The 15,739-nt window shown below is 36.3% G+C and carries 12 protein-coding genes; 5 read left to right on the forward strand and 7 right to left on the reverse strand.

The features are described from left to right. The first annotated feature begins 72 nt into the window (after positions 1-72). Positions 73-1,002 (forward strand): prolipoprotein diacylglyceryl transferase, encoded by a 930-nt coding sequence (gene lgt, locus IEW94_RS14945; protein WP_188654532.1) that lies wholly within the window; start codon positions 73-75, stop codon positions 1,000-1,002. Between the two features lies 1 nt (position 1,003). Then, positions 1,004-1,507, forward strand: a complete 504-nt coding sequence (locus IEW94_RS14950) for a DUF192 domain-containing protein (RefSeq protein WP_188654533.1) — start codon at positions 1,004-1,006, stop codon at positions 1,505-1,507. 59 nt (positions 1,508-1,566) lie between these two features. On the opposite strand, the gene secDF is transcribed toward IEW94_RS14950, so the two are convergent. The 4 genes from secDF to IEW94_RS14970 all read right to left on the reverse strand — a co-directional run bounded on the left by secDF (position 1,567) and on the right by IEW94_RS14970 (position 7,533). Continuing rightward, on the reverse strand, positions 1,567-4,545 hold the full coding sequence (gene secDF / locus IEW94_RS14955) for a protein translocase subunit SecDF (protein ID WP_188654535.1): 2,979 nt from the start codon (positions 4,543-4,545) through the stop codon (positions 1,567-1,569). Positions 4,546-4,723: 178 nt separating this feature from the next. Continuing rightward, positions 4,724-5,341: a hypothetical protein gene (locus tag IEW94_RS14960; protein ID WP_188654537.1), complete on the reverse strand. Its 618-nt coding sequence runs from the start codon at positions 5,339-5,341 to the stop codon at positions 4,724-4,726. 70 nt (positions 5,342-5,411) lie between these two features. Next, a complete protein-coding gene (gene mdh, locus IEW94_RS14965) occupies positions 5,412-6,338 on the reverse strand; it encodes a malate dehydrogenase (protein ID WP_188654539.1) in 927 nt (308 codons plus the stop codon). Between the two features lie 178 nt (positions 6,339-6,516). Then, positions 6,517-7,533 (reverse strand): DUF6588 family protein, encoded by a 1,017-nt coding sequence (locus tag IEW94_RS14970; protein ID WP_188654541.1) that lies wholly within the window; start codon positions 7,531-7,533, stop codon positions 6,517-6,519. A 231-nt stretch (positions 7,534-7,764) separates the two neighbouring features. Here IEW94_RS14970 and IEW94_RS14975 point away from each other — a divergent pair, with 231 nt between their 5' ends. Next, positions 7,765-8,535 (forward strand): membrane metalloprotease, encoded by a 771-nt coding sequence (locus tag IEW94_RS14975; RefSeq protein WP_188654543.1) that lies wholly within the window; start codon positions 7,765-7,767, stop codon positions 8,533-8,535. A gap of 84 nt (positions 8,536-8,619) precedes the next feature. On the opposite strand, the gene gyrB is transcribed toward IEW94_RS14975, so the two are convergent. Beyond that, on the reverse strand, positions 8,620-10,560 hold the full coding sequence (gyrB, locus tag IEW94_RS14980) for a DNA topoisomerase (ATP-hydrolyzing) subunit B (protein WP_188654545.1): 1,941 nt from the start codon (positions 10,558-10,560) through the stop codon (positions 8,620-8,622). Between the two features lie 366 nt (positions 10,561-10,926). Then, positions 10,927-12,600, reverse strand: coding sequence for an asparagine synthase B (gene asnB, locus IEW94_RS14985; RefSeq protein WP_188654547.1), 1,674 nt, complete (start codon positions 12,598-12,600; stop codon positions 10,927-10,929). 278 nt (positions 12,601-12,878) lie between these two features. On the opposite strand from asnB, the gene IEW94_RS14990 reads away from it, so the two are divergent. Then, positions 12,879-13,415 carry a DUF2911 domain-containing protein gene (locus IEW94_RS14990; protein WP_188654550.1) on the forward strand — a complete coding sequence of 179 codons (537 nt, stop codon included), beginning with the start codon at positions 12,879-12,881 and terminating at the stop codon, positions 13,413-13,415. 45 nt (positions 13,416-13,460) lie between these two features. Here the strand turns inward: IEW94_RS14990 and IEW94_RS14995 are convergent, their stop codons facing one another. Then, a complete protein-coding gene (locus tag IEW94_RS14995; RefSeq protein ID WP_188654552.1) occupies positions 13,461-14,090 on the reverse strand; it encodes a 7-carboxy-7-deazaguanine synthase QueE in 630 nt (209 codons plus the stop codon). A gap of 102 nt (positions 14,091-14,192) precedes the next feature. Here IEW94_RS14995 and IEW94_RS15000 point away from each other — a divergent pair, with 102 nt between their 5' ends. Next, a complete protein-coding gene (locus IEW94_RS15000; RefSeq protein ID WP_188654554.1) occupies positions 14,193-15,737 on the forward strand; it encodes a helicase HerA-like domain-containing protein in 1,545 nt (514 codons plus the stop codon). Positions 15,738-15,739 lie beyond the last annotated feature (2 nt).

Below are 15,739 nucleotides of genomic sequence, written 5' to 3' on the forward strand. Positions count from 1 at the left end.
TAACGCTTAATTAACAAAAAATATTCTGAAAGTTATACCAATCCATTATCTTTACATTGAAAATAAAAGCCTATGTACGCATTAAAATTTGACTGGAATCCGGTAACAGGAATTGATATTATTGGAAATTTTAAGCTTCATTTCTACAGTGTTATGTGGATTATTGCTTTTATTCTTGGTTGGTACATCATGAAGCGCATATTTACCAAAGAGAAAGTATCTTTAGAATATTTGGATCCCCTATTCATATACACTGTTTTAGCCACCATGATTGGTGCGCGTTTGGGCCATGTGTTGTTTTACCAATCTGAATTGATATCACAGGATTTTTTCAGTATTTTTCTTCCTTTTAAGTTCCATCCAAAGTTTGAGTTTACCGGTTTTCAAGGGTTGGCCAGCCATGGTGCCGCCATTGGAATCATTATAGGCATGTATCTGTACAGAAGAAAATACAAGTATAAATCACTGCTTTGGATTTTAGACCGTGTAGTTATTGCCGTAGCTTCGGGTGCCATTTTTATCCGTATTGGAAATTTCATCAATTCTGAGATTATTGGTAAAGTGACCGATTCGGATTTTGGTGTAAGATTTATTCAAGATTATTATTACAAAAGTGAAATTGTCAGGCTGACGGGCATTAGAGATGTGCAAAAAGCCTATGATGCCGTAACTGACAATCCAAAATTCCAAAATCTTTTAGAGGCAGTTCCTTATAGGCATCCAGCACAATTATATGAATCGTTTTGTTATGTTTTTGTCTTTTTGATTTTGTGGTATGTGTATTCAAAAACCTCCAAAAAAGACCAAACCGGATTTTTATTCGGATTGTTTCTGGTTCTTCTTTGGACCATTCGTTTCTTTGTGGAATTTGTTAAAGAGCCTCAAGGTGATGAATACATTAATTGGTTTGGCTTAAATACAGGGCAATGGCTCAGTATTCCTTTTATCATTATTGGATTTTATTTCATGTTTGTTTACAAACCTAAAACGCCTGTCAAATAACATGTCATTTAAAAATGTTCGTTTATTTAAATTATTGGTTTTAGGGTGTCTTTCCTTAAATATCACCTCTTGTAAAAACGAACATAAAAGCGTTAAGCCCATTGAAATTACCTTTAAAAAAGAAGGTGAGTTAAACCTCTACAAATCTACTTCAGATTCCATTAAGGCCAAACTTGATATTGAAATAGCTGACAACGAGTATGAAACCCAAACTGGGTTAATGTACAGAAATACCATGAAGGGTAACCGTGGCATGCTGTTTATTTTCAACAATGAACAAGAGCGCTATTTCTACATGAAAAACACAAAAATTCCATTAGATATCATTTACATATCAGCAGATAAAAAAATAGTGAGTTTTCAAAAACATGCCAAGCCTTTAGATGAAACGTCTTTACCGTCTAATTATCCAGCCAAATATGTCTTGGAAGTAAACGCTGGACAAGCAGATGCTTGGTCACTGGCTGTTGGTGATAGCATTTCCTTTTCAAACATCACAAATTAGCATAATAAAAAAAGCCTATCAAAATTTGATAGGCTTTTTCATTAAAGAAAAAGTTTGAGTTAGTTTTTCTTTCTTCTTTTATCTTCTCTTGTTAAGGTATCATACATTAGCGGTGTTGCAATAAATAATGATGAATAGGTTCCTACTACAATACCTACTATCAATGCAAACATAAATCCTCTTATGGAATCTCCTCCAAATATAAAGATTGCCAACAACACAACCAAAGTTGTTGATGATGTATTTAAGGTTCTACCTAATGTACTACTTAACGATAGGTCAACTGTCCTTTCAAATTCCCAGCTAGTATGCTCAGCTAAGTATTCACGAACCCTATCAAAAACAATTACCGTATCGTTTAACGAATACCCAATTACCGTTAATATAGCGGCAATAAACGCTTGGTCTATTTCCATGCTAAATGGTAAAAACTTATACGTTAATGAGAAAACACCTAACACAATAAACACGTCATGGAATACTGCCAATACGGCACCCAATGAAAACTGCCATTTTTTGAATCGTAATAAAATGTATAAGAACACCACTATCAAAGACCCTAAAACGGCCCAGAATGAGGCTTGTTTAATGTCATCGGCAATGGTTGGGCTTACTTTATAATACTTCATCAGCCCTACTGTTTTTGTATCAGCATCACTAATGAAATCTACATAAGACACACCATCTAAATGAGGTTGTAACGCATTGTACAAGTCTTTTCGTATTTGTTCATCAACTTCAGAACCTGTTTCATTTACCTTGTACTTAGTCGTAATCTTTAACTGGTTGGCACTACCAAATGTTTTAGCATCGGCACTTCCAAAGGCATCTTTTAAGGTCGCCGTAATTTCAGCTGCATTTACATCTTGAGGAAAACGTACTTGATAGGTTCTACCACCAACAAAATCAACACCTTGATCAAGACCTTCAGTAAATAAGGAACCTAAACTAATAACAAGGAATGTTCCTGATACGATATAAGCAACCTTACGTTTTTTCAAGAATTCAATACTAAGATTCTTGAAAAGATTTTTAGTAAGCGCTGTAGCAAATATCATTTTACCACCTTTGTTAACATACCAGTCAATAAGCAATCTAGTCACAAAAATTGCCGTGAACAATGACGTACCAATACCTATTAATAAGGTAGTTGCAAATCCTTTAATAGGCCCTGTACCAAAAATAAACAATATCAAGGCTGTTAAACCAGTGGTTATGTTGGCATCCAATATGGAAGAAAGTGCATTGCTAAAACCATCTTGAATGGCTTCTTTTAGTCCTTTACCTTTGTCCAATTCTTCACGGATTCGCTCATAGATAATAACGTTGGCATCAACCGACATACCTATTGTAAGCACGATACCCGCAATACCAGGAAGTGTCAACACAGCCCCTAATCCCGATAAGATTCCGAAAATCAGTAAGATGTTAAACAACATGGCAATATCTGCAAAACCACCTGCTTTTCCGTAATATACAATCATCCATACCAATACCAATGCCAAGGCAATCATAAAGGATATTTTACCATTATCAATGGCTTCTTGACCTAGTGATGGCCCAACAACTTCACTTTGAATGATATCTGCTCTAGCTGGCAATTTACCCGCACGTAATACATTGGCTAAATCTACCGCTTCATTTAATGTAAAGTTTCCAGAAATGGATGAATTTCCACCAGCTATTGGTCCAGATGTTACACCTGGTGCTGAATAAACAACATTATCCAATACAATGGCAATTTGAGTGCCTTGATTAAAGGCCCTACCAGTCATTTCCTCCCAAATCTTAGCACCTTTTGAGTTCATTTGCATTGACACTTCTGGTTTACCTGAAGGCCCAAATTGATTACGTGCATCTGTTACAACGGCACCACTTAACTCAGGAATATCGTCTCTGTTTCCTTTTAAAGCATATAAATCAACTAAATCCGTATCCTTGTCTGGCTTACCGAACACAAATTTTACATAACGTTGTTCTGCGGGAAGCAAGGCTCTAACTTGAGGTGAGTTTAAATAATTAAGTACTTTTTGCTTGTCCTTAGCTTCAAACTTAGCAATTACTGGACCTCCTTGATAGCCTTGTCCTCTAATTAAGTCAAATAATGGGTTGACATCAACCGCTGTAGAGTCTGTTGAAGTATCTCCCAGAAGTTCATCAATTTTAGAATCGGTTGCATTTTCTTGGTCGTTTCCTTTAGTTTCTTCTTCTGTTTTTTCTTTAACCGTCTTTTTTAAGACTTGGTTTGCTTGTGATAAAAACGAAAAGAATTGCTCACCTTTATACGCATCCCAAAATTCTAATTGAGCGGTACTTTGCAATAATGAGGTAGCACGCTCTACATCTTTAACACCTGGCAATTCAACCAATATACGTCCTGATGTTCCTAAACGTTGAATGTTTGGTGAGGTAACCCCAAACTCATCAATACGCTTACGCAATACTTCAAAGGCAGAAACAATGGACTCATCAATTTTTCTTTTAATGACTTGTTTTACCTCATCATCGGTCATGCTTCCATCAATCTCTCCATCAAGTGCTTTGGTGTAAAAAATATCAGGAGAAGCTAATTTGGTATCTCCTTTAATTTTATCAAATGCTGTAAAGAAATCTTCTAAATAAGTATTTTGACTGTTCTTTTGAAGTTCAGACGCATCATCAAGCGCTTTATTGAAAACTGGATTCTTACTTTCATTGGCCAATCCTTTTAAAATGTCTTTTACAGACACTTGAAGAATCACGTTTATACCACCTTTAAGGTCTAAACCAAGGTTCATGGCCTTTTCCTTCACTTCATTATACGTGAACTTTGCAATACCAATGTTAAACACGGTATCATTGGCAATTGAAGTTAAATAATCGGCTTCTTCATTACTTCTTTTTACTCTGTAATCTGCTACGGTATCTGAAATTTTACTAATGGCAGCTTCTTTAGCATTTCTTTCTATTTGGTTTGCTTTAAACGTAAAAGAGAGTTGGTAAATACTCACTAATCCAAATAAAATAGCAAACAATTTTACTAATCCTTTATTTTGCATGTTTCTGTTATTTAATGCCAAACTCGATGGGTCAAAACGTTTGTTGACTTTGTGCTTGACAATTTATTTTTATGGTTATTTAAACTTATTTTTTTCAAAAAAAACAATCCTTTTTTTGAATGGTAATTGGAGTGAATTTGTAAGGAATAGTTCTTAAACATTAGAGCGTTCAAGAGTACTATACAATCCCGTTGGTAATTGGCCCTGCCCTACCATCTGGTATGTTACTTAACGTATTGTCTATTGCGACGGAACTGTTTTTAAAAGCTTTAAATGATACTTTTACAATGTTGCTTACATCATTTGGGTCTACATCATTGTTGAAAACATAAACATTTGGATTGTAAAACCGCTCATTGTTTTGCTTGAGGTTAAACACATATTTTCCATCCAAACCTGAACCTAAATCGTTGTTTTTATGGATTTCAAATACATCAAGCTTATAGTTTTTTGGTGATTTTTCTGAAGGGAGGCCATTGTTGTTTTTTTGGGAAACACCAAGTTCTATTTTACCATCTTCTACAAGTAGTTTTTTGATGCTTTCAACATCAACTGAACTGTAATAGCTTATTTTAAGCTGACCTTCCTTAAGTTCTTGTACTCTTACCGTACTGATACCAATGGTTTGTAACTGCTCTTTAATAGCTACAATAGCACTTTGCGCCTCATCAGATGTTACGGAAACATCCGTGAACTTTAACACGATTTCCTGATTAGGTTCAGAAAATTGATTCTGATAGATACCTAAAAAGGTAAAAGCAATTAATAAAGCACCAAAGTACCAGGTTTTTTTCATGCGCCAAATATAAAAATAAAGACCGTATTTCTACAGTCTTTACCTAAATATCTATTTAAAATATTGAATATTACAATTCCAATAAGTCATTTACTTTTCTAACGGCTTCGGCACTTGATACCATGTTGTCTTTCTCAGCCTGATTAAGTTCAATATCAACGATTTTCTCGATACCGTTTTTACCTAAAATTACTGGAACGCCAAAGCTAATATCGTTTAAACCATATTCCCCTTCAAGCAAAACAGAACAAGGGAACATTTTCTTTTGGTCGCAAGCAATGGCTTGAACCAATCCTGAGACCGCAGCTCCTGGCGCATACCAAGCAGATGTGCCTAATAATTTGGTAAGCGTAGCACCTCCCACTTTTGTATCCTCTTTAACCGTATTTAATCGCTCTTCTGATAAAAACTCAGAAACTGGTACGCCATTTCTTGTGGCCAAACGTGTTAAAGGAATCATTCCGGTATCACTGTGTCCACCAAGCACCATACCATCTACATCACTTATTGGTCCGCCTAAGGCTTCTGCCAATCTGTACTTAAAACGAGCCGAATCCAAAGCACCACCCATTCCAATTATTTTGTGTTTAGGTAAGTTTGTGGTTTTATGAACTAAGTACGCCATGGTATCCATAGGGTTACTAACCACTATCATGATTGTATTTGGAGAGTGCTCAATTAAACTAGATGATACGTTTTTTACTATCCCTGCATTGATACCAATCAATTCTTCACGGGTCATGCCTGGCTTACGAGGTATCCCTGAGGTAATCACACAAATATCACTATTTGCTGTTTTGCTGTAATCATTGGTTACACCTGTTATTTTTGTATCAAATCCGTTTAAGGAAGCTGTTTGCATGAGGTCCATTGCTTTTCCTTCCGCATACCCCTCTTTGATGTCCAATAAAACGACTTCTGATGCAAAATTTTTAATGGCAATATACTCAGCACAACTGGCACCAACTGCTCCTGCTCCAACTACTGTTACTTTCATAATGTATTTTGTTTAATATGTGTTAATTTAAAGGCCATAAAATTACAAATAATAATGCTCTAAATGAAAAAAGTGCAAGATAAAACTTGCACTTTTTGTGACTAATTCAAATAAACTTAAACTAACTAAAACTAAACAATTATTTTGTGTTTAAAAATCAATACTTTTTAAACTATTTTTATCTAAATCCAAAATTGATACCAACTGAAAATGCATTAAACTTGGACAAATGATATTCTGCATTCAGTCTGAAAAAACCTAGTTTTAACTTGGTTCCTAAAGTTCCTCTTGCTCCAGATACTTTACTTGAAACCGAAAATGGGTCTACAATATCTTCTGAAGTTACAACACCGTTTGAGACCCTGTAAGTTCCCAATAAATCTGATTCAGATTTTCCTTTGATATATCCAATACCTCCATAAAAGTTAATCACTGGCAATTTTGTTGAGGCAACTAATTGGAACAACCACGTATTGACAGAAGTTTCCAAGCGCTGGTTTTCACCATCTACATTTGACGAATTTGTTAAATCATAGGATCCATCTAAATGCGTATAGGCAACCAAACCAGAAATAGCCACTGGCAGTAATTTATCAGCTGGTAGCCATTTAGTGAATTCATGTTGCAATCCTACGCCATACATATTCAATGACACATCATCAGTCTTGATTTTAGGAACAAACCTAGCTTTCAACTCAGTCCCTTTAATGAGTCCAACTGCACCTTGTATGAAAGCTGTTGGCAATAAATCAACACTTGAACTACCAATACCGTTTGGCAAGGTAATTTGTTCTGTTTGCTGACCAAAAATAGGGTCATCATAAGTTACTTCAACAACAACATCAGGATTATTTTCACCTAAAGCTGAAGACACCATTTGAGCACTAGGTCCTTGTACAAATGTCACATTATTATAGGTGTCAGTATCCATTAAAAACGATTTGTTTTCACTACCTATTGTGGCTGCATTGGCAATTACGGAAATTTCAAATCCGCCCAAAGGCTTGGCATCTGCAGTATTGAACCAGTTGGCATTCATGCTGTACATGAGCCCATTGGTTCCTGGTGCTAAATAGTCATTCGCAAAATGTTGGGCATCTTCTTTCCCTGCTGCCAGCAGAGCGTCTAAATCGTTTTGTGCTTTGGCTGAAATTGCTGCTATGCACAGTAACATAAATAAGGATATCTTTTTCATAAGTTGATAATTTTGGGTATACAAATGTAATAAAAAAAAATAAAAAATTACATTTTATCGATAAATTTTACGTTTTGACGATAATCAAACATTCATTATTAGGCAAAAACCATATTTTTACAATAAGAATACTTAGCTTGCAACGGCATATTAAATGAAAATCAAACCTTTATAAAGAGCAAGTATCATTGCTTAATCTGTACTCTATTTCAGTTTAAAAAATAAACAAAAATGAAATTTAAAGCCTCAATTACCATATTGCTATTCCTTTTTTTAATACAATCTTGTAGTAAAAATGACCTAAGTAGCAACAACCCTGACATTACCATAGCCAATAAAAAAACAACCGGCACTTCGGCTCATGACCTTTTATCGGATGACACGTTCACTTCCATGGTTATTGAAATTGTTTATGTTGAGGGATTTGAACCTTCACAAACGGCCATCAATAATTTCGTGAATTTTATTAAAGCAAGAACCTATAAACCTGATGGGGTAACCGTAGAAACAAGGTCTATTGTCTCACCGGGTAAATTGCAATATACCATCCAAGATATTAGAGACATTGAAGATGCCAACAGAACCGAGTACAATACCAATACAACTATTGCTGTTTGGGCATTCTTTGCGGATGGCGAATCTGACCAAAACACAGATACTAGTTCTATAATTGGAACAGCCTATAGAAATACATCGTTTGTGATTTTTGAAAATACCGTTCATGATTTTAGCAACAACAATTTTGAGCCTCCAAGAGATTTATTGGAGACCACGGTTATTGAACATGAATTTTGCCATATTTTAGGTTTGACCAATTTTGGGTCACCCATGCAAACCCCACATGAAGATCCGGATCATGAAAAGCATTGCAATGTTGACACATGCCTAATGTATTGGTCATCAGAATTTGGATCTGGACTTAACAACATGCTTGGATCAAGCAGCATTCCTCAACTTGACTCCCAATGTCTTGCAGATTTGAAAGCAAACGGTGGTAAATAAAAAAGCCACTTAAAAATTAAGTGGCTTTTCATTTTTACAAAAACAAATCTAAGATTAAGTGATATTAAATTTGTTTGTTTTTAATTAAGCATCAATATTGGCATAAACCGCATTTTTCTCTATAAATTCCCTTCTAGGCGGTACATCATCACCCATTAGCATTGAGAAAATTCTATCAGCCTCTGAACCATTATCTATTTGAACTTGTCTTAGAATTCTAAACTCAGGGTTCATGGTGGTATCCCAAAGTTGTTCGGCATTCATCTCACCAAGACCTTTGTAACGTTGTATGCTGGCACTACCACCCATGCTTTCAATAATCTCATCACGCTCTTTTTCGGTCCATGCATATTGTTTTTTTGCACCTTTTTTAACTAAATATAACGGTGGTGTAGCAATATATATGTGTCCGTTCTCTATCAATTCCTTCATATATCTAAAGAAGAACGTCAAAATAAGTGTAGCAATGTGGCTACCATCAATATCGGCATCACACATAATAACAACTTTGTGATACCGTAATTTTGAAAGGTTTAAGGCTTTACTATCGTCTTCAGTACCTATGGTTACACCAAGAGCCGTAAAAATATTTTTAATCTCTTCGTTTTCAAATACCTTATGGGTCATGGCTTTTTCAACGTTAAGGATTTTACCTCGTAACGGAAGAATCGCTTGGAAAGCACGATCTCTACCTTGTTTTGCCGTTCCACCTGCCGAATCTCCCTCAACCAGAAACACTTCACATTTTGTTGGATCTTCTTCAGCACAATCACTTAATTTACCGGGCAATCCGCCAATGCTCATAACCGTTTTACGTTGCACCATTTCACGTGCTTTCTGGGCAGCATGTCTGGCTTGGGCCGCCAAAATAACTTTTTGCACGATAATTTTGGCATCATCGGGATGTTCCTCAAGATAATCACTTAACATCTCAGAAACCGCTTGGCTAACAGAAGCTGACACTTCTCTATTACCCAACTTGGTTTTAGTCTGGCCTTCAAATTGGGGCTCTTGAACTTTTACCGAAATAATAGCTGTTAAGCCTTCACGAAAATCATCCCCAGCGATATCAAACTTTAGCTTGTCGGTCAAACCAGAACTGTCGGCATACTTTTTAAGCGTCATGGTCAATCCACGTCTGAAACCGGAAAGATGGGTTCCACCTTCATGAGTATTGATATTATTTACATAGGAATGCAAGTTTTCAGCATAAGACGTATTGTAAATCATGGCTACCTCAACAGGAACACCATTTTTTTCACCCTCAAAGGAAATAACCGATTTCATTAAAGGCTCTCTGTTTCCATCTAAAAACTTAATAAATTCTGGCAATCCTTCATCAGAGTAGAAGGTCTCACCTTCAAATTCACCATTATCCTTTTTAGTTCTTCTATCCGTTAATTTAATGGTAATTCCCTTATTTAGAAATGATAATTCACGCATTCTACTGGCCAATGTATCATAACTGTATTCCAGGGTTTGTGTAAATATGGTTGGGTCTGGTGCAAAAGTTACAACAGTTCCTCTTTTATCTGTATCACCTACTGCTTTAACAGGGTACAACGCTTTTCCTCGTTCATATTCCTGTTCCCAAATTTTTCCGTCTCTGTAAACAGTGGCTTTTAAATGTTGTGACAAGGCATTTACGCAACTTACACCAACACCGTGCAATCCACCGGATACTTTGTATGAGTCTTTATCAAACTTCCCACCGGCACCAATTTTCGTCATAACGACTTCCAATGCTGAAATGCCTTCTTTTTTATGTATATCTACCGGGATACCACGCCCGTTGTCTTCTGTAGTAATGGAGTTATCTTCATTTATTGTTACGCCTATAGTATCACAATGTCCAGCCAATGCCTCATCAATGGAGTTATCCACTACTTCATACACTAGATGGTGAAGCCCTCTTACCCCAACATCTCCAATATACATGGATGGACGCATGCGTACATGTTCCATACCTTCCAAGGCCTGAATATTATCGGCTGAATAATCTTGTTTTTTAATGTCGTCACTCATATTTTTAAACTTTTTATTTTGGATTTATCCCATAAAAAAATGATGCTGTTTGCACCATTTCAGGATACTTACAAATATACGGAAATATCACTTTTTTTAAAAGTATTTTATCGATTATACTTATAAATTATCAACATTTGTTAATTACTCAAAAGTGTCTTAAAAAGGCTAAAAAGCACCTTAAAATAGATTTTAGGATTTTGTTTTAAGATTTAAAATTGCAAAAATAAGAAAATAGCTTAAAACTGATATTTTGAAAAAACATATATGCTTTTTGTGCCATATTTAGCTCTAAGAAAACATCATTTAACTAAAAAAGACCAATTAAAAATTGGTCTTTTTTACTATTTATTCATTTACAAAGCGTTATGATTTCACATACGCATCCGTATGTACTTTGGCAACGGCCCTACCACTTGGATCGTTCATGTTCTTAAAGGCTTCATCCCACTCCAAAGCTATTTTTGTACTACAAGCCACACTTGCCTCTTGCGGTACACTCAATGCCGCAGCATCACTTGGGAAATGTTCCTCAAAAATAGAACGGTAATAAAACTCCTCTTTGTTTTGTGGTGTTTGAATGGGGAATCTGAAATGCGCATTTTTCATTTGCTCATCAGAGATTTCATTATTTACCATCTCCTTAAGTGTATCAATCCAACTGTAGCCAACACCATCACTAAATTGTTCTTTTTGTCTCCAAGCTACACTTTCTGGCAACATATCCTCAAAAGCTTTTCTGACCACCCACTTTTCCATACGCTCCCCATTGATCATTTTATCTTGAGGGTTGATACGCATGGCCACATCCATAAATTCTTTGTCCAAAAATGGCACACGCCCTTCAATACCCCATGCTGCTAAACTTTTGTTGGCACGTAAACAATCATACATGTGAAGTTTACTTAATTTTCTAACAGTTTCTTCATGAAACTCTTGGGCATTTGGTGCTTTATGGAAATACAGATATCCACCAAACAATTCATCAGCACCTTCTCCAGAAAGCACCATTTTAATTCCCATGGATTTTATAACTCGAGCCATTAAGTACATAGGGGTACTGGCGCGAATGGTTGTGATATCATAGGTTTCAAGGTTGTAAATAACATCCCTTATGGCATCCAAACCTTCTTGGATGGTGAATTTTATTTCATGGTGAACCGTACCTATATGGTCAGCCACTTTTTTGGCAGCGGCTAAATCAGGAGAACCTTCCAAACCAACCGAGAACGAGTGCAGTTGAGGCCACCAGGCATCAGATACATCATCAGATTCGATACGTTTTTGGGCATATTTTTTTGCTATGGCCGATGTAACGGAAGAATCCAATCCACCAGATAATAAGACGCCATAAGGCACATCGCTCATCAATTGTCTGTGAACTGCAGCTTCAAGAGCTTCTTTTATCGCTTTGATACTGGTTTCATTGTCTTTAACGGCGTCATACTCTGTCCAATCCCTAACATACCATTTAACAAACTTTCCATCTCTACTTGACATGTAGTGGCCTGGAGGAAACAATTCAATTTTAGTACAAACACCTTCTAAAGCTTTTAATTCTGAAGCCACATAAAAGGTTCCGTTTTGATCCCAACCAATATATAATGGAATAATCCCCATGTGGTCACGAGCGATGAAATACTCATCTTTTTCAACATCATAAATAGCAAAGCCAAAAATACCGTTCATCTCATCAACAAAACTGGTCCCTTTTTGTTTGTACAAAGCTAAAATGACTTCGCAATCACTTTCTGTTTGAAAGTTATAGGTTCCTTTAAATTGTTTTCGCAATTCACGGTGGTTATAAATCTCTCCATTTGCTGCCAAAACCAATTTCTTATCCTCACTAAAAAGGGGTTGTTTTCCTGAGGCTGGGTCTACAATGGCCAAACGCTCATGTGCTAAAATGGCTTTATCATCACTATAAATACCACTCCAGTCTGGCCCACGGTGTCTCACTTTTTTTGACATTTCCAACAACTGAGGTCTTAAGTCCTCAGACTTCTGCTTTAAATCAAATGCACATACAATTCCACACATAACTCGTATCTTTATTTTTTAAAATGTTTTTATTTTATTTAATGATGCAAATATGAATATACTATATCTATTTAAAAACATAAAAACACTTATTGATTACATTTTTAAACTTTTTACAACCTTTTTATTTAAAAAAGTAATTTTCGTTAAATATAAATAATTACTACAATTAAAATTCAGAACTTAATACGCCTCAATATCTTTTAATAAAACATTAAGAAACTTGCGTGCTGTTTTCTATAACTTTATCAAACTAAAAATAAAAACCAAAAAGCACAATGAAAAAGTTCACTCATTTCACCAAAGCAACCTTTGTGTTGCTATTGTCTTTAACGTATCATGCAAATGCCCAAGAATTTAAAGGCCTGGATGTAAGCCCTATGGATGCGGCTTCTTATCCAACCAGTAGCAAAGTATCTGATAAATTGATTAAAGTTATTTACAGCCGGCCCCAATTAAAAGGACGATCACTAAGCCAATTAACTCCCAACGGAAAAGTATGGAGAACCGGTGCCAACGAGGCCACTGATGTCATTGTATATAAAGATATGAAACTTGACGGTAAAGAAATCAAAGCTGGCGAATATTCATTGTTTACCATTCCAGGTGATACTGAATGGACTATTATTTTGAGCAAGGACATTAATGTTTGGGGAGCCTACTCCTATAATGAGGCCAATGATGTCATTCGGGTTAAAGCACGCGTAACAACAAGCGATGAATCACTTGAAGCATTTTCTATAACTTTTGACAAAAACGGCACCATGTATATGGGTTGGGGAACGGTTAGGGTTGCCATACCATTTAGTATGTAAACTATTTTAGAAACTAAAAAAGGCTTGTTAAAACAAGCCTTTTTTTTATGGAATATTTAAATATTTATGGGTTTGCAAAGACACTTTCCATTTAGGGTGTTTCATTACATAATCCACGATTTCCGGAATCACCTTATCACGCTTACTCCACTCTGGTTGTAAATATAATATACAGTTTTGGTTTACTTTAGACGCTTGCTCTTCTGCAAAGCGAAAATCGTCCTTATTGTACACAATCACTTTAAGTTCATGGGCTTGGTCATAAACTTCCTGGGTGGGTAGTTTTAATTTTTTGGGAGATAGGCATATCCAATCCCAAGTTCCTGTTAATTTATAGGCTCCCGATGTTTCTATATGGACTTTAAGATTTTCAGATTTTAATTTTGATGTCAAAAATGTCATGTCCCACATCAACGGCTCTCCACCAGTAACTACAATGGTGTCACTATATTTCTTTGCATTTTCCACTATTTTAATGGTTTCTGTAGGTGGATGCAGATCTGCATTCCAACTTTCCTTAACGTCACACCAGTGGCACCCAACATCACAGCCACCTAATCTTATAAAATAAGCAGCCGTTCCTTTATGAAATCCTTCTCCTTGAATGGTGTAAAACTCTTCCATTAAAGGTAACATTTCACCCGAATCGACTAACTGTTGTATTGCTTTATCCATAGTTGGCAAAGATACCATTTTGCAAACTAAATGTTGATAGTTTTATTTATCTTGTTGTCAAAATTAAATAGGAATAATTATTTTTATGCAAAATTACAAGCAATGAGCAACAAGGAAGCATTTTCTAAATATATAAATGACGGCAACATGACCAAAGGGGATTTTATTCCCATTGGAGCCGCTATGCTGGATGGCGAAACCATCACTGGCGCCCATGTAAAAATTCCCTTAAAAACGCTAAACAGACATGGTTTGATTGCCGGAGCAACTGGAACCGGAAAAACAAAATCCTTACAAGTTTTAGCTGAAAACCTAAGCGACAAAGGTATTCCCGTATTGCTCATGGACATTAAAGGTGATTTAAGCGGTTTGGCTGAACCCAGTCCCGGACACCCAAAAATTGATGAGCGGATGGAAAAAATCGGGTTACCTTTTGAACCCAAACGGTTTCCTGTTGAAGTTTTAACCCTATCGGAACAGGATGGCGTGAGGTTGCGAGCAACCGTTAGTGAATTCGGCCCCATTTTGTTATCACGGATTTTGGATTTATCTGAAGCACAATCAGGTATTGTGGCCGTTATTTTTAAGTATTGTGATGATAATAAAATGCCGCTTCTTGATTTAAAGGATTTTAAAAAAATACTGCAATATGCCACTCAAGAAGGCAAAGACGAATTTGAGGATGATTACGGCAGAATTTCAACCGCCTCCACAGGTGCCATATTGCGTAAAGTTGTAGAATTGGAACAACAAGGAGCCGATTTGTTTTTTGGCGAAACCTCTTTTGACACACAAGACCTGTTGAGAATTGATGAAGATGGCAGAGGCTATATCAATATTATACGCCTTACCGATATTCAAGACAGACCCAAACTGTTTTCTACCTTTATGTTGAGTCTGTTGGCTGAAATCTACTCAACCTTTCCTGAACAAGGTGATAGTGACCGCCCAGAATTAGTTTTGTTTATTGATGAAGCACATTTAATTTTCAATGAAGCCTCGAAGGCCTTAATCAATCAAATAGAAAGCATTGTTAAATTAATACGCAGTAAAGGGGTTGGCTTGTATTTTGTAACCCAAAACCCAACCGATGTTCCCGAGGCTGTATTAAGTCAGTTGGGTTTAAAAATCCAACATGCCTTAAGAGCGTTTACGGCCAACGACCGAAAAGCCATTAAACTAACAGCTCAAAACTATCCAAATTCAGAATATTACAACACAGAAGACGTACTCACCTCTCTTGGTATTGGAGAAGCCTTGGTGTCTGCTCTTGACGAAAAAGGACGACCAACACCATTAGCCGCTACCATGATGCGAGCCCCTATGAGTCGGATGGATGTGTTAACCGATTCCGAATTGAGTGCACTCTTGTCAAAATCTAAACTTGTAAAAAAATATAACGAGGAAATTGACAGGGAAAGCGCTTATGAAATGTTGAATGAAAAAATAGAAAAGGCTGAAGCCGAAGAAGCCAAGGAAAAAGCACGGCAAGAACAGGAAGCACTAAAAAAAGCTGAATCTAAATATAGAACAACTACAACATCCAGACGCCGGAGCTCTGCCATGAATCCTGTTGTTAAAGTACTAACCAGTGCTACTTTTATAAGGAGTGTCTTTGGCATTTTAACCAAGGTTATGAAAAAGTAACT

Source organism: Yeosuana aromativorans (assembly GCF_014646655.1).
GTDB classification, from domain to species: domain Bacteria; phylum Bacteroidota; class Bacteroidia; order Flavobacteriales; family Flavobacteriaceae; genus Yeosuana; species Yeosuana aromativorans.